This is a genomic window from Clostridium sp. CM042 (genome assembly GCF_055080995.1).
In genome coordinates this window covers 1,804,033-1,830,203 of record NZ_CM143646.1, presented here as the reverse complement: position 1 = coordinate 1,830,203, position 26,171 = coordinate 1,804,033, and the positions used below count along the sequence as shown (strand labels likewise).

Here is a 26,171-nt window from a genome sequence, read left to right as displayed (position 1 = left end):
TAAGATAATAGTTAATAACTGTTATCTATTCTATAAGGCGATTAGGGGGAGAGAAATTGGATTTTCAAAATTATATTACCAATATAGGCAGACGTGCTAAAGAGGCATCTAGAATTATGGTTACTGCTAGCACTAATGTGAAAAATAATGCACTTATACATATGTCAGAAGCTTTAATAAACAGTAAAAATGTTATAATTGAAGCAAATATTAAGGATATGGAATTAGGTAAGAAAAATAATTTGTCTGTTGCAATGCTAGATAGATTAATGGTTAATCAGCAGAGAATTGAAAATATGGCTAAGGGACTTAAAAATGTGGCATCACTTCCTGATCCTATAGGTGAAGGAATAAAAAGATGGAAAAGACCAAATGATTTAGATATTTCCATGGTAAGAGTTCCATTGGGCGTTATAGGTATGATATATGAGTCAAGGCCAAATGTAACTGTAGATGCAGCAGCTTTATGTTTAAAGGCTGGTAATTCAATAATCTTAAGGGGAGGAACAGAGGCTATAAATACTAATATGGCATTAGCTAAAGTTATTATAAAAGCTTCCATTGAAGTAGGACTTCCAGAAGGGTGTATTCAGCTTATTGAAATGGTGGATAGAGAATTAGTAAATAAATTAGTAAAGCTGAATGATTACGTAGATGTAATTATTCCTAGAGGCGGCGCCTCCCTTAAAAAAGCTATTATAGCAAATGCTACTGTACCAGTAATCGAAACAGGGTCAGGGATTTGTCATATATATGTGGATTCAGAGGCTGATTTAAGTATGGCAGAAGAAATAATAGTAAATGCTAAAACTCAAAGACCTGGAGTATGTAATGCAGTAGAAACAGTACTTGTACATAAAAATATTGCTAGTGAATTTTTACCAAGGCTTGCACAAAGACTTTATGGATTAGGTGTAGAAATTAGAATATGTGAAAAAGGAATTGAAATTATTAAAGATGCGAAGGTTGCAAATGATGAAGAGTGGGCTACCGAGTATTTGGATTTAATACTTTCAATCAAAGTTGTTGAGTCGATGGAAGAAGCTATTGACCATATTTTTAAATATGGAACAAAACATTCAGAAGCTATAATAACTAATAGTTATAGAAATTCGCAGAGATTTTTAATGGAAGTAGATGCCTCTTGTGTATATGTAAATGCTTCTACAAGATTTACAGATGGTGCAGAATTTGGATTTGGTGCAGAAATAGGTATAAGCAATCAAAAACTTCATGCTAGGGGGCCAATGGGACTTGAGCAGTTAACAACTACAAAATATCTTATATATGGAGATGGACAAGTTAGAAAATAATGCCCTACATTAAAAGTAAAATTTATGGGGGTAGCTAAAATCGCATTAATACTTTAAATTGAAAATAGTAAAAGCACTATCAATATTATTGAATTTCAATAATATTGATAGTGCTTTTTTAGACTTTAGAATGATTTTAACAGATTTATATGCCTTATAAAAAATGTTTTTGAATTGCAAAAACATTTTATGAATCATTGACTTTTATTTATCAAGATGGTAATCTTAAAAAAGGATATAATAGGATAAAAAACAATATTTTTACAAATAAATAACAGAGTGTTAGTTATTTATAAATATTTTAAATGAATCTAGAAAACGTATACAAAAGGTAACTATATTTATTGCTATTCATCCTAAAAAAAGGCGTAGTGAATATAGGAGGTAGGATTATTCATTTCTTTGTAGCATTTTGAATTACCACAATGTCTAGAATACAAATATAGTCTCCAAATATTGTAAGTTTGTTTATTTATAATTTAATTATAAAAGGGGGATATATTCTATGAGTACAGTAAATTCACCTAGGAACAACGATGGTATCTTGTATAAGATAAATGACAAACCACCAATCCACATTACAATCATACTTGCTTTTCAACACATTATGGCAGCGTTCGGAGGGATTGTAGCAGTTCCACTAATAGTTGGAGGTGCTTTAGGACTACCAGTGAAGGACATTGCATTTTTAGTAAGTGCTGCATTATTTGCAGCGGGCATTGCTACATTTATTCAAGCCAAAGGAATTGGGCCTGTAGGGTCTAAACTTCCATGTGTTATGGGAACCGATTTTACATTTGTTGGACCATCTATAGCGGTAGGTTCTGTTTTCGGGTTACCGGGAATGTTTGGTGCAACAATAATGGGATCTTTCATTGAGATTTTTTTAAGTTATTTTATTAAACCTCTAAGGAAATTTTTTCCTCCAATTGTAACAGGAACTGTTGTTATGTTAATTGGTTTAACTTTAATACCTGTATCAATAGATTGGGCTGCTGGCGGAGTCGGAGCTAAAGATTATGGAAGCGTAAGGAATGTATGCATAGCGTTTGCGGTCATGTTAGTAATTGCTTTATTAAACAGATATGGTAAAGGACTTATTTCATCTGCATCAGTTATAATTGGTCTGGTATTTGGATACGCAGTATGTTTTCCGTTAGGAATGCTTGATTTTTCAGCAATTACAAATGCTAGTTGGATTGCTTTCCCAACAATCTTCAAATATGGTATTACCTTTAAGCTCAGTGCATTTGCTGCATTTATTACAGCTTATTTAGTAACAACTGTTGAGACAGTAGGATGTCTTATGGCTGTTGGTGAAGCATCGGGAAAAGAGGTAACATCAGAAGAACTTTCAAAAGGTATACTTGCTGATGGTATTGGGTCTCTTATAGCAGGATTTGTTAATGCTGGGCCTAATACATCATTTTCACAAAATGTTGGGCTTATACCACTTACTAAAGTTGCAAGTAGATTTGTAGTTGCTGTTGCTGGAATTATTTTAATGGGATTAGGTATATTTCCTAAAATTGGGGCCCTGATTGCAATTATGCCAAGTCCGGTTTTAGGTGGTGCAGGTATTATAATGTTTGGAATGATAGTATCAGCGGGAATTAAGACTATTAAAGGTGTAGAACTTAACAATAGAAATATGCTTATACTTGCTATTTCAATTGGAATAGGGTTAGGGGTTACTGTAAGGCCAGATTTTTTAAATAGTATGCCGTCGGTAGTTAAAAGTTTCTTTTCTTCAGGTATAAGTGCAGGTACAGTGTCAGCTCTATTACTTAATTTTATATTAAAAGAAGAATCGAAAGCTAAGTTATATTCAAAAACAATTTCACAATGAAAAATCAAATAAGAGGTTATTGAATACAATAAGGACGCATTTATCATACGAGGAGGGAAAAACATGAGTATTGGGAAAAGTATTAAAAGGGTTGATGCTTTTGATAAAGTAACTGGGCGTGCACAATATACAGATGATTTTCAATTAAATAATTCTCTAGTTGCTAAAGTTCTTCATAGTACTATAGCTAATGGATTTGTTAAGGCTATTGATATTACAGAGGCAATTAAACTCCCAGGAGTTGTGAAAATTGTAACTTGCTTTGATGTTCCTGATATTAAATTTCCAACAGCTGGGCATCCTTTTTCAATTGACCCTAGTCATGCGGATATTGCAGACAGGAAGTTACTTAATCAAAGAGTTAGATATTATGGTGATGACATAGCAGCTGTAGTTGCTAAAGATAGTGTAACGGCAATAAGAGCAATTAATCTTATAAAAGTTGAATATGATGAATATAAACCATTAATGTCCATTGAAGCTGCTTTAAAAGAAGGGGCAAAAGCAATTCATGAAGATTACCCTGATAATATTCTTTCGCATACAAGTTATGAAATGGGTAATTATGATAATGCGATAAAAGAACAAGGACTTATTGTTTTTGAAGGGGAATACGAAACTCCAACCGTCAAACATTGCCAGATTGAAAATCCAATTTCCTATGCATATGAGGAGGGAAAAAGAATTGTTGTTGTTTCATCAACTCAAATTCCTCATATTGCAAGACGTGTAATTGCTCAAGCACTTGGTGTTGATTGGGGTAAAATCAGAGTTATTAAGCCATATATAGGTGGAGGATTTGGGAATAAACAAGATGTTCTTTATGAACCACTTAATGCATATTTATGTAAGGTTGTTGGTGGTAGATGTGTCAAACTTGATCTGACCCGGGAAGAGGATTTTGCTAATACCCGCGTGCGTACTGCCATGAAAATCAAAATAAAAAGTTATCTAAGACCAAATGGACGATTTGTTGCAAGAAAAGTTGAGATATATGGGAATAAAGGTGCTTATGCATCACATGGACATAGTGTAACAAATAAAGCTGGCCACGCATTTAAACAGATATATCAAGATGCGGTCGCAACTAAAGGTGATATGTATTCAGTATTTACGAATATGCCTCCATCTGGTGCCATGCGTGGTTATGGGATACCACAAATAACTTTTGCGCTTGAATCCCATATGGACGATATTGCAACAAAATTTGGGTTAGACAGGATTGAAATAAGAAAACTTAATGCTATGAAAGTAGGTTTTGTTGATAATCAGGTTAAATGCAATAGTAATGGTCTTAATGAATGCATCGAAAAAGGTAGAAAATATATTGAGTGGGACAATAAACTTAAAGAATACCAAAATCAAACAGGACCCATAAGAAAAGGGGTTGGTATGGCAATATTTAGTTATGCAACAGGTGTTTATCCAATATCACTCGAAACAGCATCTTGCAGGATCGTGCTTAATCAAGATGGTTCTGTTCAAGTTCAAATGGGTGCGACAGAGATAGGTCAAGGGGCAGATACGGTATTTAGTCAAATGGTATCAGAAGTTCTAGATATTCCAATTGAAAATGTCCATATGATATCAACTCAAGATACAGATATTACACCATTTGACACAGGTGCTTATGCATCTAGGCAATCTTATGTATCGGGGATGGCCGCTAAAAAAACTGCTATAAAGCTCAAAGAAAAAATAATCGAACATGCAAATTTCATTTTAAAACTTCCATCAGGCAACATTGATCTTAAAGATAATAACATTATAAATAAGGAAACTGGTGAAGTTTTAGCTTCACTTAAAGAAGTTGCTATGCATGCACTTTACAATGTAGAAAGATCAGTTCATATAACAGCTGAGGAAACGAACCAATGTAAATCAAATACATTTTCCTTTGGAGTATGTTTTGTTGATGTTGAAGTTGATATTCCCGTTGGTAAAATTAAAGTTATTAAAGTTATTAACGTTCATGACTGTGGTAAAGTTCTTAATCCAGCACTTGCTAAAGCACAGGTACATGGTGGTATGAGCATGGGACTCGGTTATGGTTTAAGTGAGCAGCTATTGTTTAATGAAAAGACTGGTAAATTACTTAATGACAATTTACTTGATTATAAATTTCCAACTATTATGGATACACCACATTTGGAAGCCCAGTTTGCGCAAACATATGATGTGTCAGGGCCTTTTGGTAACAAGGCACTAGGAGAACCGCCTGCAATACCCGTTGCACCTGCAATTAGAAATGCTGTGCTAAATGCTACAGGAGTTCAGTTTAATGTTGCTCCGTTAACGCCACAAAGACTTGTAGAAAAATTTAAGAATCAAAATTTGATATAAAGATGGAGGCGACATAACAATGTATGATATCGGAAAAATATACAGTGCAACTTCAACTCAAGATGCAATACAGCACCTTGTAGATGACCCTGATGCTGTAATTATTGCAGGTGGAAGTGATGTACTTATTAAGATTCGCCATGGAAAGCTTGCTGGATGTTCTCTTATAAGTATTTATGGATTAGATCAGCTAAGAGGAGTATCGATGGAGGAAAATGGTAGTATAAAAATAGGCGCTCTTACGAGTTTTTCACATATAACCAAAAACAGTATTATTAAAAAATATATTTCTGTTTTAGGAGAAGCGGTTGATGAAATAGGAGGCCCACAATTAAGAAACATTGGCACAATTGGAGGAAATATTTCAAATGGTGTTACAAGTGCCGACAGTGCATCGACGTTATTTGCACTGAATGCTATTCTTGAAATAGAAGGCCCAAAGGGGAAGAGAGTTATTCCTATTTCGCAGTATTATGTAGGCCCAGGAAAAGTTAGTCTAAAAAATGGTGAAATACTTACGGCTATATATATTACAAAAGAAAATTATGAGAATTTCACAGGTAATTATATTAAATATTCTATGCGTAATGCAATGGATATTGCAACCCTTGGATGCAGTGTAACTTGCAAACTTAATGTGCAAAAAGATGTGGTTTACGATGTACATCTTGCCTTTGGGGTTGCAGGTCCTATTCCTATGAGATGTCCAAAAGCTGAAGAAGCTATAAAGGGAATGAAAATATCTGATGAAATGTTCAATATTTTTGGAGAAGTAGCAAAGACAGAAGTTAATCCACGTACTTCCTGGCGTGCATCTAAAGATTTTCGTCTCCAGCTTGTTTACGAATTATGTAAACGGGCTTTAAAGGAATCAATAAGACTATCGGGAGGTATGATCAATGGCTAATACAATTTTAAATTTCACAGTAAATGATGAACCTAAACAACTTATGATAGATGATAGAGAATCACTTACGGATGTTCTAAGAAATCATCTTCATCTTACGAGTGTTAAAAAAGGCTGTGAGGTTGGAGAATGTGGAGCTTGTACTGTTCTTATAAATGGTGAAGCTTTTGATTCTTGTATTTACCTTGCAATTTGGGCAGAGGGTAAAGAAATTCGTACAATTGAGGGTTTGATGGATGATGATGGAAATATATCAGATATTCAAGAAGCATTTATTGATGAAGGTGCTGTCCAATGCGGGTTTTGTACATGTGGAGCTGTTATGGCATCTATACCTGTTCTTGAAGACAGTAAAGAGTATACAACCGATGAAATTAAAAAAGAACTTTCAGGTAATCTTTGCCGTTGTACAGGCTATGAAAATATATTGAATGCTGTAGAAAAAGTTAAAAAGCATCGCTGCAAAAATTGTGAAAGTTAAGAAGTGGGAGACTTTCCTTCTGAAATGTCATTAAATTTTGCAAGACAAAGCACTTCCATCAATGCGATGAAAGTGCTTTGTTTTTCATTTCTAATATTGAACCCTATCTGTTTTAAATTTCCATTTTTTAAAAGCTTCAAGGCTCTCTTCCCTATCTATTTGTAGCACTTCAACTTGCAAATTTTTTGCAGTTCCGTTTATTACATCATAAATATATTGGTCATCGAAATCTATATTTGCAGCATCTTGCCTTGTTGAACCATAATAAAGTGTTTTTATTTTTGCCCAATGAATTGCTGCAAAACACATAGGACAAGGTTCACAAGAGGAGTATATTATGCAATCTGATAAATCAAATTTACCAAGTGTACTGGAAGCTTTTCTAATGGCTGTAACCTCAGCATGTGCAGTAGGGTCATTGGTCTTAATAACTTGATTATGGGCGGAACTTATAATTTCACCATTTCTTACAATAACGGCTCCAAAAGGCCCACCATCATTGTTCTCCATTCCAGCCAAAGCTTCTTCTATAGCGATTTTCATAAACTTATTCATTTTTATACCACCTTATTAAAAAGCCACTAAAGTGGCTTAATTCTTTTTTAAATGTTTTTTGATTCAGATTTATTATTAGTAATAATAATGTTTTCAGGTTTATCTTTAGGTAAGATAAGGTTTAATGCTATTGCAACTATAGTTGTAACAACAATAGATGATTTTCCGAATATAGATATAAACCATCCTGGGAATAGAGCAAATGCATTGGGTACTTGAACTATACCTAGACCTAACGCAACTGCAATGCCTACAACCGCTGAGTTTCTCATTGTAAGATTATTTGAAGCAATCATCTTAACCCCTGTCATTGTTATTGTGGCAAAAACAGAGATTGTTGCTCCACCAAGAACACATTGAGGGATAGTTGTAAGCAGTGAGGCAAATTTAGGAATAAGACCTGCTAAAATTACAACAAAAGAAGCAAAAGCAAATACCCACTTATTGATAACTTTATTTGTAATTACTATACCTACATTTTGGCTATATGTTGCAGTTGGCATACAACCAAAGAAAGCACCAATTATACTTGAAAATCCGTTTCCAATAATACCACCAGAAAGCTCTTTGTCAGTAGGAGTTCTATCCATACCTCCACTTGTTGTAGCAGATAAATCACCTATAGCTTGAACAGAATTTACAATATACATTATAGCCATAGATATTATAGCTGTAATATTAAAGCTTATACCAAAGTGTAGTAGCTTTGGAGCTTGAAACAATCCAGCTGAAGCCACCGCATCAAAGGATACCATTCCAAGAAACATAGCAATAACATATCCCACAATTATACCTATTAAAATAGATGCTAGTTTGAGAGTTCCTTTAGTAAAATAATTTAAAAACATTACAACAGCAAGTGTTGTTAGGGCAACAGCCCAATTTTTAGGAGAGCCGAAAGTTGGAGAACCAGCACCACCAGCTATATACATAATAGCGACTGAGTAGAGTGATAATCCTATGCTAAATATAACTGTACCAGTAACAAGCGGTGGAAAGAATACTAAAAGTTTTTTCACAAACATTCCGAAAAGTATAGCAACTAAACCACCTATTATTTGGGCCCCAAAAACAGTAGCAATGTTAAATTCACCAGTAATAGCCGTTAATGTTGGAACATATGCAAAACTTACTCCCATAATTACAGGTAATCGTGAACCAATAACTTTACCGAGTGGGAAAATTTGAATTAAAGTTGCTATACCGGCAAAAAACAGTGAGGATTGTACAAGTAAAATTTTGTCAGAGGCGGTGAGATTTGCAACACTAGCAATAATGAGAGCCGGTGTAACACAACCAACAATCATAGCAACAACGTGTTGCAGGCCCAGTGGTATAATTTCTTTAAATGAAGGTTTACCATCATATTGGAATAGTAAGGATTTTTGATTAGAACTCATAAAAACTCCCCCCCATGATTTAATTTGGGTTATTTTACTTTGCGTTCTTTATCGCTTATTTCAAGCGTAGCTAAAACTTCCTGTGGATTTTTAACTTTACTTAAGAAGATCATAGCAGCTATTGTATAAGGTTTATAACTTGCTTCTTTATAAAGTGGTATGCGGTAACGATCAAATACAGAAGCATCAACTTCTCCAACTATGCAGTTAACACCGGAGATATCAGCGGGCAAACAGTGAAGATAAAGTGCTTTCCCATCTTTTGTAGTTTTCATAAGTTCCTCAGTACACTGCCAATCCTTATGCTCAGCATTTTGTGCAAGGAGTTCTTTTTCAAGCGTATTTATACCAGCTTGGTCATTTTTTGCATATAAATCTGTACGTTTTTCCATAGCAACAAAAGGAGCCCAGCTCTTAGGATAAACTATGTCGGCATCTTTGAATGCTTCTTCCATAGAATTCGTTTTTGTAAATGAACCGCCAGACTTCGCAGCATTTTTTATTGCAATTTCTTCGACTTCACTCATAACTTCGTAACCTTCTGGATGTGCAAGAACAACGTTCATACCAAAACGAGTTAAAAGTCCAATTACTCCTTGAGGAACTGAAAGTGGTTTACCATAGGATGGAGAATACGCCCATGACATAGCGATCTTTTTGCCTTTTAAATTTTCAATGCCACCAAATTCATTTATAATATGAAGAGCATCAGCCATACATTGAGTAGGGTGATCTATATCACATTGCAAACTAACAAGTGTCGGACGTTGTTCTAAAATTCCTTCATCATTACCTTCTTGTACAGCCTTAGAAACTTTACGCATATAAGCATTACCTTTTCCAATATACATATCATCACGGATGCCTATAACATCTGCCATGAAAGAAATCATGTTAGCAGTTTCTCTTACTGTTTCACCATGAGCAACCTGAGATTTTCCTTCATCAAGATCTTGAACTTCAAGACCAAGAAGGTTACAAGCAGAAGCAAAACTAAATCTTGTACGAGTTGAATTGTCACGGAACAGTGAAATTCCAAGGCCACTATCAAAGATCTTTGATGATATGTTATTTGTTCTTAATTCTTTAAGAGCTTCTGCAATTGTGAACACTGACTCGAGTTCATCTTTTGATTTTTCCCATGTGAGAAGAAAATCATTATTATACATATTATTGAAATCTAGGGAGTTAAGTTTGCTGATGTATTTATCCATTAAAGCCATTTTAAAAAACTCCTTTTTATTTAATATTATTTAAAATTATTTATTTTTACAATAAATCGTTGGGAGAGCAGCATATACAGCAGCACATTTAACCAAGTCAGCTTTCCAAGTTTTTTCATTTGGAGCATGAGCTTCCTCCTCTTTACCAGGTCCAAAACCAATACAAGGAATATTGTATCTACCCATTATAGAAACTCCATTTGTAGAGAAGGTCCATTTATCAACAATCGGTGTTCCATACATACCTTCGTATGATTCAACCATTGCTTTTGTAGCGGGGGCATCAACAGGCAGAACCCATGTAGGGAAATAACAATCAGTTGGATAAACAAGACTTGTCCAGCTTGGTTTTTCATATTTGTACATTGTTACTTCAGCTTTATATTTTTTAGCAAAAGGTAGCGTACGAACTTGTTCAAGAGCCATTTCAAAAGTTTCACCATCTGTTAAACGACGATCAAGTGAAATTGCACACATATCAGCAACAGCACAACGCGATGGAGAATTAAAGAATATCTCAGAAACAGTAACAGTTCCTTTACCGAGGAACTCATCATAATGCAAATTATCGTTAAGACCTCTAATTTCTTGAAGAATATCAGCCATTTTATATATAGCATTATCACCACGCTCTGGAGCTGAACCATGGCAAGATACTCCCTTAACTTCAACACGTATTTCCATACGACCACGATGACCTCTATATATATTTCCGTTTGTAGGTTCTGTTATAACAACGAATTCAGGTTTTATATTATCTTCATTATGAATATATTGCCAACATAATCCATCACAGTCTTCTTCTTGAACTGTACCAGTAACTAAAACAGTGTATTTGTCAGATAAAAGTCCCATATCCTTCATGATTTTTGCACCATAAGTAGCAGAAACTATACCACCAAGTTGATCTGAGGAGCCACGTCCACCAATTTCTTCATCATTTTCATAACCAATGTATGGATCAAATGTCCAGTTACTTAATTCACCAAGCCCAACAGTATCAATGTGGGCATCATAAGCTATAAGAGTTTTACCGGATCCCATGTAACCTAAAATATTTCCCATCTTATCAATTTCTACTTTTTCAAAACCAAGGGACTCCATTTCCGCGGCGATTCGTCTTATAACGCCTCCCTCTCCTGAACTTTCACCTGGTATAGCTATTAAATCACGTAAGAACTTTGTCATTGGAACTTTATAGCCCTCTGCTTTTTCCTTAATACTATTAAAATCCATTTTTTATTCCCCCTTAAATTTGAATAAATATTAAATTTCTAGCTAAAGTGATATGCATTATAATGATGAATAATTACCATCCCATACGATATTACGATAAACATCTGGGTCAGTATCTCCCTCTGTTGAGAACAAGAGTACTTTTGAATTTTCATCAAGTTTTAGAGCCTCTTTTAAATCTTTTAAATCATTATTTTTCATTATATTAAAGAGAATACCCATTGTTACAGCGCCAGATTCACCAGAAGTAACCGTAGGATCTCCCTTAATAGGTGCAGCAAGTAGTCTCATTCCTTTAGCAGAAATATTATCTGGGCAAGATACAAAGAATGAACTATTATTTTTTAAAATATCCCATGATATTGTGTTTGGTTCACCACATGCGAGGCCTGCCATGATTGTTTGCATATCATCAGTAACAATTCTTATATTTCCATCTTTTGCTGATGCTGAGCGGAATATACAATCTGCTTTATTCGGCTCTACTATAGTAACTATTGGTGGATTTTCAGGATAAGCATTTGCAAAATAGCCTTGAACTGCACCAGCAAGAGAACCCACACCAGCTTGTAGAAAAATATGAGTTGGTGCATCACAGTTATCATCATGAAGCTGCTCATTAGCTTCCATTGCCATTGTTCCATAACCTTGCATAATCCAAGAAGGTATTTCTTCATAACCTTCCCATGCAGTATCTTGAACAACTACAGAATTAGGAGTTTTTGCTGACTCGGCTATTGCGATGCGGACGCACTCATCATAATTTGCATTTTCGATTGTAGCTGTAGCACCTTCATTTTGAATGTTCCTTAGTCTAGTTTCTGATGAGCCTTTTGGCATAAAAACAACACATTTTTGGCTTAATTTGTTAGCAGACCAAGCAAGACCTCTTCCATGATTTCCATCAGTTGCTGTGAAGAAAGTTGTTTGTCCGAATTCTTTAAGAAGTTCTTTTGATGTAATAGTATTATAATGAAGCGTTGATATATCTTTGCCTAATTTTTTTGCAATGTAACAACCTATAGCAAAAGAACCACCTAAGACCTTAAAAGCATTTAAGCCAAATCTATAAGACTCATCTTTTACATACAGATTTTTAAGGCCAAGGAATCTAGCCATATTATCTAGTTTAGCTAAGGGTGTTTGACTATACTGTGGGAAGCTCTTATGGAAAGAAGATGCCTTATCAATTTTTTCAAGGGACATTATATTTAACATTTTATTACTGTTTTTAGTGAGATCATTCCGTACCCATTTTATTTTATTCATAACAAAACCTCCGGAAAATTTATTTTTTTATATCTACATAATTGTAGATTGAATACTTTGAAATTCCGAAAAAACTTGCTATTTTATCGCCTGCTTTAGTGATTAGGAAAGCGCCGGCATCATTAAGATATTGAATAGCTTGTATCTTTTCGTCTTTACTCATTAAAGCAACTGGTTTATTTATTTTTTTTACAGATTCCTCTAATAAATCATCTAGTAGTTGATTTACATTTTGAGGAATTTTATTCCCGTCGTAAATATTCTCTTTATGACTAATCAAGGATTCTATACAATTACTAGCCATAGTTAGTTCAGTAATATCATAGTTAATAGAAAATATACCAACAGGAATGTTTTCATCATTTCGTATATATATAGTACTTGATTTTAAAACCCTGCCATCATGAGTTTTGGTAATATAGTTTAAATTATCTTCAACTTGTTCACAATTATTTTTCAAAGCGTTTAATACAACGCGAGAAGCACTACTGGTGCTTGTTGTTCTCTTTGTAACATCGCCATTCTCAATAAAGAGAATTGGATAATCTGGATTACCGGAAGATAAGTCATGTATAACCACTTCACAATTTCGCCCAAATTGGGATGAAATGCCTTTGGCTAATTTTTTTAAAAAATCTAAATTACTGTTAATATCCATAATAAACCTCTCAATCAGTTATATAATAAGTCATAATTATTAAAATTTTACAAATATTTTATAAATTCAGTATATCAGTATTTTTTTTATAAATCAACAAGAAATACAAAAATTTTTTAAGTTTACAAAAAAATTAAAATAACAAATTGACTAAAGTCGGAAAAAAATGGTAGAATAAATTTAGAATAATAAAAACAATGAGAACAATCAATTAACTCTGTGTTATGTTAAAAATATATTAATATATTAGAGGAGGCATATTATGATTTTAATAGGCAATGGTAGGTTATTGACTAGAGATAATAATAATACATTTATTGAGGATGGTTGTGTATGTATTGATGCTAATATTATATTTGACCTCGGATCCACAGAGCAAATGAAGAAAAAGTATAAGGATACTGAGTTTGTAGATGCTAAAAAAGGTTTAATTATGCCAGGAATGATTAATACTCATCATCACATATATAGTGCATTTGCCCGTGGTCTTTCCATTAAAGGAAATAACCCTAAAAGTTTTCTAGATATTCTCTCTGGAATGTGGTGGAAAATAGATAGATTACTGACACTCGAAGATACAAAATATAGTGCATATGGAACGTACTTAGATTGTATAAGAAATGGCGTTACAACTGTTTTTGACCATCATGCAAGTTACGGTAGTATTGAAGGAAGTTTATTTCAAATATCTGGTGTTGCTAAAAAGCTAGGAATTCGTACATCTTTATGTTATGAAGTTTCTGATAGAGATGGAGAGGGAAAAATGAGACAAGCTGTAAAAGAAAATGTTGAATTTATGAATGCAGCTAAAAAGGATTCCTCTGATATGCAAAAGGGTATGATGGGACTTCATGCATCTTTTACATTAAGTAATAAAACTCTTGAATATTGCGCCCGAAATACGCCGTATGGTGCTGGTTATCATGTGCACACAGCAGAAGGTATAGAGGATGTATATGATTCTTTAAAAAAATATAATAAAAGAATAGTAAATCGTTTATTTGATCTTGATATTTTGGGTGAAAAAACTATTGCTGTTCACTGTATACACATAAATCCTGCTGAAATGGATTTATTAAAAGAAACAGATACAATGGTAGTTCATAACCCAGAATCTAATATGGGTAACGCTGTAGGATGTACACCTGTGCTAGAGTTTGTAAAAAAAGGACTAACTGTAGGGCTTGGAACTGATGGATATACAAGCGACATGTTTGAATCCATGAAGGTTGCAAATATTTTGCATAAGCATAATAACTGTAATTCATCTGTTGGTTGGGGTGAAATTCCTTTAATGACATTTGAAAACAATGCAAAGATTGCTAATAGATTTTTTGAAAAACCTCTTGGAGTTATACAAAAAGGAGCTTATGCTGACATCATAGTAGCAGAATACGATCCACTAACGCCATTTAATGCAAATAATGCAAACGCTCATATTTTATTTGGAATTAATGGGAGATGTGTAACAACTACAATGATAAATGGTAAGGTTCTTATGAAAGACCGTGAAATAATCGGTGTTGATTCTGAACAAATCATGGCGAAATCAAGAGAATTATCAAATGAATTATGGAATAAAATCAATAGTTAAAAAACAAATAAAAATAAGGGGGCATTACCTATGGGTGATAGAATGACGCCTATTCCATTTAAAAACTTAATGGAGTGGATAATTTACGAAAATAAAAAGCAGGTCAAGATATTTGGAGTAAACAAATTTTTCAAAAAGCAGGATAATAAGGTTCTTGAAATATTTGGAGAAAAAATTGAAACTCCTTTTGGTCCAGCAGCTGGTCCGCATACACAGCTAGCACAAAATATAATTGCAGCATACGTTTCTGGGTGTAGATTTTTTGAATTAAAAACAGTACAAACTCTTGACGGTGAAGATTTACCTGTATCAAAGCCATGCATAAAAGCAGAAGATGAGTGCTATAACGTAGAGTGGTCAACTGAGCTTAGAGTTCCAGAGGCATATGCGGAGTATGTTAAAGCGTGGTTTGCACTAAAAATATTATCAAAGGAGCTTGAACTAGGAAGTCCTGATGGATTTATTTTTAATATGAGCGTAGGATATGATTTTGAAGGAATTTCTTCACCTAAAATAGGTGAATTTATTATGGGTCTTAAAGATGCATCTAAAAGTGATATATGGAGTGAATGCAGGTCATACGTCTTTGGAAATATGGATAAATTCCAAAATATTGATAAAGAATATGTTGAGCATATATCACCTAAGGTATGTACATCGATAACATTATCAACATTACATGGATGTCCATCACAAGAAATTGAACGCATTGCAACATACCTAATAAATGAAAAAGGACTAAACACCTATGTAAAATGTAATCCCACATTATTAGGTTATAAATTTGTACGTAAAACTTTAGATAGTATGGGATATGATTATGTTTCATTTGATGAACATCACTTCAATGAGGACTTGCAATTTAATGATGCTACTTCTATGTTTAGAGGGTTACAAGATTTGGCAAGTAAAAAAGGATTGTCATTTGGTGTTAAATTAACGAATACAGTTCCAGCTCAGATTAAAAATGCTGAATTACCAGGCGATGAGATGTATATGTCAGGAAAATCTCTATATCCTCTTTCAATAGCACTTGCATATAAGCTTTCAAAAGAATTTGATGGAAAACTTAAGATCTCTTATTCAGGAGGTGCGGACGTTTTCAATATAAATGATATATTTGAAACGGGTATATGGCCTATAACTATAGCAACAACACTTTTAAAAGTTGGTGGATATCAAAGATGTGTACAAATTGCTGAAAAATTAAACAAGTCAGAATATACTAATAAGTATGTTATGGATAATGAAAAATTAAGAGAGCTTAAAGATAGATCAGTAAAAGATATTCATCATATAAAGCCTATAAAACCAATTCTTAATCGCAAAATAAATGAAAAAGTACCATTAGTTAATTGTTTTATTGCACCATGTGAGAAGGGATGTCCTATATCACAAGATATTCCAGAATATATACGTCTTGTTTCCAAAGGTAAACATCTTGAAGCACTAAAGGTAATAGTTCTAAAAAATCCGCTTCCATTTATTACAGGAACAATATGCAGCCATGTTTGCATGAGCAAATGCAGCAGAAATTTCTGCGATGAATCTGTTAATATAAGAAATATAAAATTACGAGCAGCAGAAAAAGCATATGAAAGTTTAATTAAGGAACTTAAGATAACAGAAAAAGGAAATGAACGGGTAGCAATTGTTGGCGGAGGAACTACAGGTCTTGCAGCAGCATATTTCCTTGCAAGAGAAGGAGTAGATGCAACAATTTTCGAGAAAAGAGACTCATTAGGAGGAATAGTAAAACATGTTATTCCAGAATTTAGAATACCAAAAAAATCTATTCAAAAGGACATTGAACTTGTTTGTAGCATGGGAATTAAAGTTGAATTAAATTCAGAGCAGAATTCTGTAGATGAATTGAAAAAGCAAGGATATAAATATATCTTGTTTGCAATTGGCGCATGGAAACCAGGTAAACTTAATATTGAAGGTGAAAATGTAATCAATGTAATTGATTTTCTAGAGAGATTAAAGAATAATGATAAAAAATTAAACATTGGTAAAAATGTAGTAGTTGTAGGTGGCGGTAACACTGCTATGGATGCAGCTAGAGCAGCTAAAAGAGTAGATGGAGTAGAACATGTATATGTAGTATATCGTAGAACTAAAAAATACATGCCAGCGGATACCCAAGAATTGCAATTAGCAATTGAAGAAGGGGTAGAATTTAAGGAATTATTATCACCTGTAAAAGTTAGTAACGGTGTTCTTAAATGTGAGGTTATGAAACTTGGAGAGCCAGATGAGAGTGGAAGACGAAGACCAGTTTCAAGCGGAGGCATGGTAGATATACCAGCAGACATTGTTATATCGGCAGTTGGTGAGAAGATAGATACTAAGATATTTGAAGAAAATAATATTAAAGTAAATGAAAAGGCGCAAGCTATTGTAGATTTAACAACGCTCGAAACAAATATTGAAAAAGTATATGTTGCCGGAGATGGGTTACATGGACCAGCTACAGTAGTTGAGGGTATAGCAGATGCAACAAAATTTGCAAGGGCTGTAGTTAAAGAAGAGAAAAATTGTGATTTGACAATGAATTTGCCAAAAGTAAGCACAAATAGCGAATCACCAACAGCTAAAAAAGGGATACTCAAAATGGAAACGTGCGGTCCTAAAGAGTGTGAAAGATGTCTTGAGTGTTCAACAATATGTGAAGCTTGTGTTGATGTCTGTCCTAACCGTGCAAATGTTACTATAAAAGTAAAAGGTAATAAAATGCATCAAATAATTCATCTTGATAAAATGTGCAATGAGTGTGGAAACTGTGAAATGTTCTGCCCATATAATAGCGCTCCATATAAAGAAAAATTTACACTATTTGCTACAGAAGTTGATTTTGAAAATAGCAAAAACTTCGGATTTGTATTAATTAATAAAGAAGAGAAAATTATAAAACTTAGATTAGATGGCGAAGTTTTAGAAGTTAATCTTAAGGAAAGCAATACAGTTATATCTAAAGACATTGAGAATATGATTTGGGCTGTAATTTCGAATTATAGTTATATGATTTAAAAATTGAAGAGGTGGGTTAAATGTCAATTATTATAAAAAGTGGAACTATTGTAACTCCTAGAAAAAGCTATATTTCTGATATTAAAATTGAAGATGAAATAATTACCTCTATTGGTGAGAATTTAGAAGATGATAAAGCACAAATTATAGATGCAGCAGGTTGTTTAGTATTTCCAGGATTTATTGATTCTCATACTCACTTTGATTTAGATACAGGATACACTAGAACTGCAGATAATTTTAAAACAGGTACTGCCGCGGCTATTGTAGGTGGAACCACAACGATTTTGGATTTTGCAACGCAAAACAAAGGAGAAACTCTAAGTGAAGCACTAACAAATTGGAATAATTTAGCTAAAGGTGTTTCAAGTTGCGATTATGGCTTTCATATGGCAATAACGCAGTGGAATGCAGATATAAAAGATGAACTTAAAAAAATGAAAGACCAGGGAATAACATCATTTAAAGCATATATGGCCTATGACAATTTGCGTCTTAATGATGGAGAGATATATGATCTTTTAAAGTGCTTGAAAAAGTATAATGGTTTACTTTGTGTTCATTGTGAAAATGGAGATCTTGTAAATACGATGATTAAAGAACAACTTAATAGTGGAAATATGACTCCGGCTGCCCATCCACTATCACGACCTAATATTGTGGAATCAGAAGCAGTATCAAGATATATAGATATTGCAAATTTAGCAGGAGCACCTATATATATTGTGCATCTAAGTACAAAAGAAGCCTTAGAAGAGGTAGTAAAAGGGCGAAAAAGAGGACAAAAAATATATGTAGAAACATGTCCTCAATATCTGCTATTAGAAGATAGCTTATATTTGTTAGAGGATTTTGAAAGTGCTAAGTATGTTCTATCACCACCTTTAAGAAAAAAAGATGATTTAGAAAGATTATGGCAAGCTTTATCAGAGGAAGATATTGATACAATTGGAACGGATCACTGCAGTTTTAATTTTAAAGGTCAAAAAGATCATGGCATAAACGATTTCAGTAAAATACCCAATGGTATACCAGGGGTTGAACATAGGCCAACCCTTATGTATACATATGGAGTGGATAAAGGTAGAATAAGTAAAGAACAAATGTGTTCTGTGCTTAGCGAAAATATTGCAAAGATTTTTGGAATGTATCCTAGAAAGGGAGCATTACAAGTTGGAAGTGATGCGGATATAGTTATATGGGATATAAAAAATCAAGGAATTATATCTAAAGATAATCAAACACAAAATGTAGATTATACACCTTTTGAAGGATTTAGAACTGTAGGATCAGCTAAGCATGTTTTTCTAAGAGGGACACAGATTCTGGAGAATGGAAATATTATAAAGCAGAATTTTGGGCAATATATAAAACGGGGTGGCTGTAATGTTTAACTTTGTTGTAAATGGGAATAAAGTTAGGGCTAAGGAAGATAAAAAGTTAATTACATTCTTAAGGGAAGATTTGAATTTAACATCAGTTAAAAATGGTTGCTCTGAGGGTGCCTGTGGAACATGTATGGTTTTAGTAAACGGTGAGGCAAAAAAAGCATGTATATTAAAAACAAGCAAGCTTGTAGATAAAAATATTATAACGGTTGAAGGCCTAACGGATAGAGAAAAAGATGTATATGGACATGCTTTTATGGAAGCAGGAGCAGTACAGTGCGGTTTTTGTACTCCGGGAATGGTCATAAGTGCAAAGAGTCTTATTGATAAGGTAGAAAATCCAACTGAGTTCGGAATAAGAAATGCTTTGAAAAATAACATCTGCCGCTGCACGGGATATGTGAAAATAATTGAAGCGGTAAAGCTCGCGGCTAAACTATTACGAGAAAATACAAAGGTACCTAAATCTACTTGTAAAGGTTTAATAGGAGAAAATTTAAATAGAATTGATGCTGTAGACAAAGTGCTTGGCACAGCAGAATATGTAGATGATATGCGTATAGATGGTATGATTTACGGTGGAGCGGTTAGAACTAAATATCCACGTGCCTTAGTAAAAAGTATAGATATTAGTGAAGCTAAAAGGCTACAAGGTGTTTATCTAGTAATTACAGCGGATGAGCTTCCTGGAAGCCAAAAAGTTGGTCATATTGTAAAGGATTGGGATGTATTAATACCAAGGGGAAAGATAACTCACTGCATAGGAGATGCTATTGTGCTAATAGCTGCCCGAACTCCTGAAATACTAGAAAAAGCTAAATCTTTAGTTAAAATTGATTTTGAAGAATTAACACCGGTTACATGTCCGGAAGATGCACTGAAGGGAGATGCGCCGGAGGTACATGCAAGCGGTAATTTATTAGTAACTGAAAACATGGTATTTGGGAATGCAGATAAATATATAAAAAGTTCGAAATACAGCGTAACAAATAAATACAGCACGCCATTTACAGAACATGCTTTTTTAGAAACCGAAACGGCAGTGGCTGAGCCAGATGGTAATGATGGAATAATAATATATTGCGGTGACCAAGGGATTTATCAAACTCGAAAGGAATGTGCAGAAGCTTTAGGGCTTGATCAAAGTAAAGTAAGAGTTGTAAGTAAAATAGTTGGTGGTGGTTTTGGTGGAAAAGAAGATATGAGCGTTCAACACCATGCATCAATTCTTGCTTATTTATGTAACAAACCTGTGAAGGTTGCATTAAGCCGAAGGGAAAGCATGATGATACATCCCAAACGTCATGCTATGGAGATGGAGGTTACAACTGCCTGTGATGAAAATGGATATTTGACTGCTATGAAAGCCATCATAATAGCTGATACAGGAGCATATGCGTCGCTGGGTGGACCTGTGCTGCAAAGAGCATGCACCCATGCGGCAGGACCGTATAACTATCATAATATTGATATAATTGGAAAAGCAGTATATACAAATAATCCACCAGCTGGTGCATTTAGAGGGTTTGGGGTAACGCAGAGCTGTTTTGCAATAGAAAGCAATTTAAATCAGCTTGCGCATTTGGCTTCAATAACTCCCTTTGAAATAAGATATAGAAACGCAATTAGACCAGGTCAAGTACTTCCTAATGGTCAAATTGCAGATTCATCAACATCTATTGTTGAAACTTTGGAAGCAGTGAAAGAAATATGTAAGCAAAATCCTAAAGCAGGAATAGCTTGTTCTATTAAAAACAGTGGACTAGGGGTTGGAATTCCTGATATTGGACGTTGCATGCTGGTTATAAAAGATGGTAGCGTATATATTCATACCAGTGCGGCTTGTATTGGACAAGGACTAGGGACTATATTAACGCAAATAGTTTGTGAAACTCTTAATATGTCACCTGATAAAGTGGTACATGCAGCACCAGATACTTTGACTTGCCCTGATTCAGGGAATACAACAGCTTCCCGTCAAACCTTATTCACAGGTGAGGCAGTAAAAAGAGCAGCTAGAGAACTTCTTGATGCATTAACATATCAAACATTAGAAAACTTAGATGGTCAAGAATTTTATGGAGAATTTAAAGGGATAACTGATAAAATGAGCTCAATTAAACAAAACCCTGTAAGTCATGTAGCCTATGGCTATGCTACGCAGGTCGTTATTTTGAATGATGAGGGTAAACTTTTGAAGGTTATTGCAGTTCACGATGTTGGTACTCCTATAAATCCTAAAAATATTGAGGGACAGATTGAAGGCGGTGTTGTTATGAGTCTTGGATATGCTCTAACAGAAGATTATCCGCTTAGGGATAGCGTACCAACTGCAAAATTTGGAACACTAGGATTGTTTAAAGCAACAGAAGTACCAAAAATAGAATCTATTATATTAGGTAGAGGAAATATGAACCTTGCATATGGGGCAAAGGGAATAGGGGAGATATGTTCAATACCTACTGCGCCTGCTGTTGCTGGTGCGTATTATAACTATGATGGGGAGTTTAGAACAAAGCTACCTATTTCGAATACACCGTATAGTAAGAAAAAATAAGTTGAGAGTTGAGAATTGAAAGTTGAGAGTGAAGGGGATTTTTGTGAATGGAAAAATCCACCATTAACTTTCCACCCTTCACCCTCAACTTTCTACTGAATTAAGGGGATATTATAATGCTAAGTGATTATATTGGACTAAAGAAAAAAGATATTATATCTTTTGTAGGTGCAGGTGGGAAAACAACAATGATGTTTAAACTTGCAGAAGAACTTAGATTAAGTAATAAGATATTAGTAACCACAACCACTAAGATATACATTCCATTAGATGATAAGTATGACTTTATATGTACTGATAAAGAAATGTTTACAAGGTATATTGATATGAAGAAAAATGGAATTTATATTTTAGGATTAGGTGTAAATGGCAAAAATAAAATATTGGGGCTAAGCAAAAAAGAATTAGATGAGTTAGCACCACATTTTGATTATATACTAATAGAAGCAGATGGAGCGAAGAAAAAGCAATTGAAGGGGTGCAATGAATTTGAGCCAGTTATATACGGAAAAACTACAAAAACTGTAGGAATTATAGATATACAGTCATGTGGTATTCTAATTAATGAGGATAATATTCATAGAACTAAGATATTTTGTGAAATAACTGGGGCAAAGGAGGGACAAACTGTTACAATTGAACACCTATCTAAGCTAATATTTCATCCTAAGGGGTTGTTCAAGGTAGCGCAAGGAGAAAAAATATTATTCATGAATAAAATAGAAGACACCAATCATTTAATGTTAGCCAGGTTGTTAGTTAAGGAAATAAATTTAAGAAATAAAAAGTTATTAAATAAAGTATTTATTGGAAGTTTAAAAATCGACATATATTTTTTATTACATAAACGAAGAGACTGTAAGAAAAATGAATTTTAGTTTGAACTATGTAGTTGTAGCTGAGAGTAGGTGATATAATGACGATAAGTGCTATAATATTAGCATCAGGTTATTCAAGGAGAATGAGAAAAAATAAGCTTTTTTTACAATATAGAGGTAAAATGCTAATTGAACGCACTATAGAAGTAATTACACAATGTGATTTTTCAGAAGTAATTATTGTAGCTAGAGAAGAAGAAATAATAGAAATTGGCAATAAAAATGGTTTAAAGGTTTTTAAAAATGAAAATGCAGTTAAAGGAATAAGTGAATCTATTAAATTAGGTGTAATTCACACAACAGAAACAGATGGATATATGTTTTTTATGGCAGATCAGCCTTTTTTAGATGTAGATACGATAAAAGAATTAATTGACGAATTTAGAGAAAATTCAAATTATATAATTGTTCCAAGGTGTGAGGGTAGACGTGGTAATCCTGTAATATTTCCATATGTGTTTAAGGAAGACTTTTTGCAGTTAGAGGGAGATGTTGGTGGGAAAATAATAATAAATAAGAATTTAGAGAAAGTTAAATTTGTAGAAATACATGATAGTGCAAAATTATTTGATATTGATACTAATGAAAATTATGAGTATATTCTAAAACTAGAGGAGAATAATGAGTATGTTTAATGATATTGTGATTGTACGTGGAGGAGGAGATTTAGCATCTGGCATAATTCAAAAATTGTATAGAAGTGGATTTAGGGTATTAGTTTTAGAAGTAGCAAAACCTACTGCTATTAGACGAAGTGTCTCTTTTAGTGAAGCGGTATATGAAAGAGAAGTAGAAATAGAAGGAATTATAGCTGTACATGTGTGCTCTTTAAGTGGAGTAGAAAATGCCTGGAGTAATAAAAAAATTCCAGTGATTATAGATGAAGAAGGTAAATATATTCAAAAAATAAAACCTACAATTGTAGTTGATGCTATTATTGCTAAGAAAAATATGGGAACAACAAAGAATATGGCAGATATAACTATTGCTATTGGGCCTGGGTTTACAGCGGGTAAAGATGTAGATGCTGTAATAGAGACCACTAGAGGACATAATCTTGGTAGACTTATTTTTTATGGACAAGCTGCTAAAAACACAGGGATTCCAGGAAATATCATGGGGTACTCTAAAGAAAGAGTTATACATTCAACCTGCTCTGGAATAATTAAGAATGTTCTTGATATTGGTGCTGTGGTTGAAAAAGATGAAGTTATTGCCTATATAGGAGAGATGCCAATAAAAGCAACAATATCAGGATTATTAAGAGGAATTATACGTAGTGGAAGCACTGTAAAAGAGGGATTTAAGATTGCAGATATCGATCCAAGGGTGTCAGAAAAAATGAATTGTTATACTATTTCTGATAAAGCAAGAAATATAGCAGGTGGAGTATTAGAGGCGGTACTTTATTTAGCGACATTTCAGAAGGAGGGCTAATATTATGGAAGAAAAAGACAGAATTAGTTAGAGAATCTTTAAAGTGTATATTAGATAGTGTTCATCATGGATTACAAATTCTTCTTGGGCATACTGGTGAGTTTGGATTAAATAAAATTTATTTTAAAATATAAATTAGAGGTGATTGATATGAAAAAAATACCTGTAAGAGAGTCAGTCGGGTCCGTTTTATGTCATGATATTACTCAAATTGTCCCAGGAGTAGTAAAGGATAGAGCATTTAAAAAGGGACATGTAATTAAAGAAGAAGATATTCAATTATTGCTTTCATTAGGAAAAGACAACATATATGTATGGGAGGAGAAACAAGGATACCTTCATGAAAATTATGCAGCAGAACGATTGCGACGCCTTACAGCAGGAGTAGGACTTACATTTAGCGAAGTAAAAGAAGGTAAAATTAATTTCATAGCAGAATACGATGGACTTCTTATAATTAATACAAAATTGTTATATGGACTTAATTCCTTAGGTGAGATAATTTTAGCTACATTACATAATAACTATCCTGTAAAAAAGGGACAGAAGGTAGCAGGAACAAGGGTTATTCCACTTGTAATTGAGGAGGATAAGATAAAAAAAGCAGAGGATTTAATCGGTGACGCGAAAATTGTAAGCATCATACCGTATGCACCAATGAAAGTTGGAATTGTTACTACAGGGAATGAAGTATATCATGGTAGAATAAAGGATGCTTTTGGTCCTGTAATAAGAAGTAAGGTGGAAGAATACGGTTGTGAAATACTTGGACAAGCTATACTTTCAGATGATGAGAATAAGATAACAGAAGCAGTAGACGCATGGATAGAGCAGGGGGCTGAAATGGTAATCTGTACCGGTGGAATGTCAGTAGATCCAGATGATGTTACGCCTACGGCAATTCAAAATACAGGGGCAGAAATTGTAACATATGGATCGCCCGTGCTTCCAGGCGCAATGTTCTTGCTAGCTTATAAAGGTAATATTCCAATCTTAGGACTGCCGGGTTGTGTAATGTACTCTAAGAGAACTATATTTGATTTGGTATTACCAAGGGTACTCGTAAAGGAAAAATTGAGTTTTGCTGATATAGCAGCATATGGTCATGGGGGACTTTGTATGGAGTGTGAGGAATGTAGATATCCTGATTGTACCTTTGGAAAGGGAGTATAATAAATTTAAAATTAAGAGTGACACATGGACTTATAATGAATAGAGGTTTTTTATGAAGGATAAAGGATTATTCAAGGTAATTTTAGCTTTAACATGCAGTATATGTGTTTTGTTTTTATTAAGCCCTATCATTGCACTTTTTATATTTCCATGGGAGAAATCTTTAGAGTTGATTTTAGACTCATTTGTCTTACAGGCACTTATAATAAGCTTGAAAAGCACTTTTCTTTCTTTACTAATAATTATTGCATTAGGTATACCAACAGCATATTATATGGAAAGGTACTCATTTTGGGGAAAGAGGCTTGTTGAAATCATTGTACAGTTGCCTCTTGTACTGCCTCCAGCAGTGGCTGGTTTACTATTATTAGTTACTTTTGGGAGAAATGGACTTATAGGAAAATATCTATCTCCATTTGGTATTCAGCTACCATTCACTTTTATAGCTGTGGTTACAGCGCAGGTGTTTATAGCAATGCCCATATTTATTCAAGCAGCACGGGCTGGATTCAAAAAGGTGGATAGGGAACTAGAGAACTCAGCAGCAGTTTTGGGAGGTTCGTATTTTCAGATTTTTATTTATGTTACACTCCCGTTATCTAAAAATGCATTGTTAACTGGTGCTATTCTTTCTTGGGCAAGAGCCCTTGCGGAGTTTGGAGCGACTATCTTATTCGCAGGAAATTTGGCAGGAAAAACACAGACACTGCCTCTAGCTATATATACGGCAATGGAAAAGGATTTAAACTTATCTATGGGAATGGCCGTATTGTTGGTTATTGTATCAATTGGAGTTTTGGGTATATTGAAATATATCACTAGAACTGAGAAGGATTAAGAGGATTTATCAATACGGGAGAAAAATTGATTGATTTAG

Annotated in this window: 20 protein-coding genes; 14 read left to right on the top strand and 6 right to left on the bottom strand. The window is 33.9% G+C overall.

Annotation, left to right across the window (positions count from 1 at the left end):
* Positions 1 to 56 precede the first annotated feature (56 nt).
* The 5 genes from ACWJJ7_RS08580 (at position 57) to xdhC (ending at position 6,893) form a co-directional block, all read left to right on the top strand.
* The gene (locus ACWJJ7_RS08580) at positions 57 to 1,313 is read left to right on the top strand and encodes a glutamate-5-semialdehyde dehydrogenase (RefSeq protein WP_462964821.1); all 1,257 of its coding nucleotides are present in this window, start codon (positions 57 to 59) and stop codon (positions 1,311 to 1,313) included.
* 505 nt (positions 1,314 to 1,818) lie between these two features.
* Positions 1,819 to 3,162: a nucleobase:cation symporter-2 family protein gene (locus tag ACWJJ7_RS08575; protein WP_462964820.1), complete on the top strand. Its 1,344-nt coding sequence runs from the start codon at positions 1,819 to 1,821 to the stop codon at positions 3,160 to 3,162.
* A gap of 63 nt (positions 3,163 to 3,225) precedes the next feature.
* A complete protein-coding gene (gene xdhA / locus ACWJJ7_RS08570) occupies positions 3,226 to 5,505 on the top strand; it encodes a xanthine dehydrogenase subunit XdhA (protein ID WP_462964819.1) in 2,280 nt (759 codons plus the stop codon).
* 19 nt (positions 5,506 to 5,524) lie between these two features.
* Complete coding sequence (xdhB, locus tag ACWJJ7_RS08565) at positions 5,525 to 6,412, top strand: xanthine dehydrogenase subunit XdhB (RefSeq protein ID WP_462964818.1); 888 nt, start codon at positions 5,525 to 5,527, stop codon at positions 6,410 to 6,412.
* The gene (gene xdhC / locus ACWJJ7_RS08560; RefSeq protein WP_462964817.1) at positions 6,405 to 6,893 is read left to right on the top strand and encodes a xanthine dehydrogenase subunit XdhC; all 489 of its coding nucleotides are present in this window, start codon (positions 6,405 to 6,407) and stop codon (positions 6,891 to 6,893) included. Before xdhB ends, xdhC begins: the two co-directional genes overlap by 8 nt.
* 90 nt (positions 6,894 to 6,983) lie before the next feature.
* On the opposite strand, the gene ACWJJ7_RS08555 is transcribed toward xdhC, so the two are convergent.
* From ACWJJ7_RS08555 to ACWJJ7_RS08530, 6 genes are read right to left on the bottom strand one after another with little or no spacing between them, the layout of a single operon-like run.
* Entirely contained in the window at positions 6,984 to 7,448 is a 465-nt protein-coding gene (locus tag ACWJJ7_RS08555) for a nucleoside deaminase (RefSeq protein WP_462964816.1), read from the bottom strand.
* A 47-nt stretch (positions 7,449 to 7,495) separates the two neighbouring features.
* Complete coding sequence (locus tag ACWJJ7_RS08550; protein ID WP_462964815.1) at positions 7,496 to 8,848, bottom strand: uracil-xanthine permease family protein; 1,353 nt, start codon at positions 8,846 to 8,848, stop codon at positions 7,496 to 7,498.
* Positions 8,849 to 8,877: 29 nt separating this feature from the next.
* Entirely contained in the window at positions 8,878 to 10,071 is a 1,194-nt protein-coding gene (gene ygeW / locus ACWJJ7_RS08545; protein ID WP_462964814.1) for a knotted carbamoyltransferase YgeW, read from the bottom strand.
* 36 nt (positions 10,072 to 10,107) lie between these two features.
* A complete protein-coding gene (locus ACWJJ7_RS08540) occupies positions 10,108 to 11,307 on the bottom strand; it encodes a YgeY family selenium metabolism-linked hydrolase (protein ID WP_462964813.1) in 1,200 nt (399 codons plus the stop codon).
* A gap of 57 nt (positions 11,308 to 11,364) precedes the next feature.
* Positions 11,365 to 12,576 (bottom strand): diaminopropionate ammonia-lyase, encoded by a 1,212-nt coding sequence (gene dpaL / locus ACWJJ7_RS08535; RefSeq protein ID WP_462964812.1) that lies wholly within the window; start codon positions 12,574 to 12,576, stop codon positions 11,365 to 11,367.
* 19 nt (positions 12,577 to 12,595) lie between these two features.
* A complete protein-coding gene (locus ACWJJ7_RS08530; protein WP_462964811.1) occupies positions 12,596 to 13,234 on the bottom strand; it encodes a helix-turn-helix transcriptional regulator in 639 nt (212 codons plus the stop codon).
* Between the two features lie 262 nt (positions 13,235 to 13,496).
* Between ACWJJ7_RS08530 and ssnA the strand changes: the two genes are divergently transcribed.
* From ssnA to ACWJJ7_RS08485, 9 genes are all read left to right on the top strand, one after another.
* Positions 13,497 to 14,828 (top strand): putative aminohydrolase SsnA, encoded by a 1,332-nt coding sequence (gene ssnA / locus ACWJJ7_RS08525; RefSeq protein WP_462964810.1) that lies wholly within the window; start codon positions 13,497 to 13,499, stop codon positions 14,826 to 14,828.
* Positions 14,829 to 14,858: 30 nt separating this feature from the next.
* Positions 14,859 to 17,861 carry a putative selenate reductase subunit YgfK gene (gene ygfK / locus ACWJJ7_RS08520; protein ID WP_462964809.1) on the top strand — a complete coding sequence of 1,001 codons (3,003 nt, stop codon included), beginning with the start codon at positions 14,859 to 14,861 and terminating at the stop codon, positions 17,859 to 17,861.
* A 20-nt stretch (positions 17,862 to 17,881) separates the two neighbouring features.
* The gene (hydA, locus tag ACWJJ7_RS08515) at positions 17,882 to 19,255 is read left to right on the top strand and encodes a dihydropyrimidinase (RefSeq protein WP_462964808.1); all 1,374 of its coding nucleotides are present in this window, start codon (positions 17,882 to 17,884) and stop codon (positions 19,253 to 19,255) included.
* Positions 19,248 to 21,806: a selenium-dependent xanthine dehydrogenase gene (gene xdh / locus ACWJJ7_RS08510; RefSeq protein ID WP_462964807.1), complete on the top strand. Its 2,559-nt coding sequence runs from the start codon at positions 19,248 to 19,250 to the stop codon at positions 21,804 to 21,806. Before hydA ends, xdh begins: the two co-directional genes overlap by 8 nt.
* Before the next feature lie 116 nt (positions 21,807 to 21,922).
* Entirely contained in the window at positions 21,923 to 22,684 is a 762-nt protein-coding gene (yqeC, locus tag ACWJJ7_RS08505) for a selenium cofactor biosynthesis protein YqeC (RefSeq protein WP_462964806.1), read from the top strand.
* Positions 22,685 to 22,722: 38 nt separating this feature from the next.
* A complete protein-coding gene (gene mocA / locus ACWJJ7_RS08500; protein ID WP_462964805.1) occupies positions 22,723 to 23,319 on the top strand; it encodes a molybdenum cofactor cytidylyltransferase in 597 nt (198 codons plus the stop codon).
* Positions 23,312 to 24,121, top strand: coding sequence for a selenium-dependent molybdenum cofactor biosynthesis protein YqeB (gene yqeB, locus ACWJJ7_RS08495; protein WP_462964804.1), 810 nt, complete (start codon positions 23,312 to 23,314; stop codon positions 24,119 to 24,121). Before mocA ends, yqeB begins: the two co-directional genes overlap by 8 nt.
* Positions 24,122 to 24,271: 150 nt before the next feature.
* Positions 24,272 to 25,294 carry a molybdopterin-binding protein gene (locus tag ACWJJ7_RS08490; protein WP_462964803.1) on the top strand — a complete coding sequence of 341 codons (1,023 nt, stop codon included), beginning with the start codon at positions 24,272 to 24,274 and terminating at the stop codon, positions 25,292 to 25,294.
* Positions 25,295 to 25,346: 52 nt separating this feature from the next.
* Positions 25,347 to 26,132, top strand: coding sequence for an ABC transporter permease (locus ACWJJ7_RS08485; protein WP_462964802.1), 786 nt, complete (start codon positions 25,347 to 25,349; stop codon positions 26,130 to 26,132).
* Positions 26,133 to 26,171: the final 39 nt, after the last annotated feature.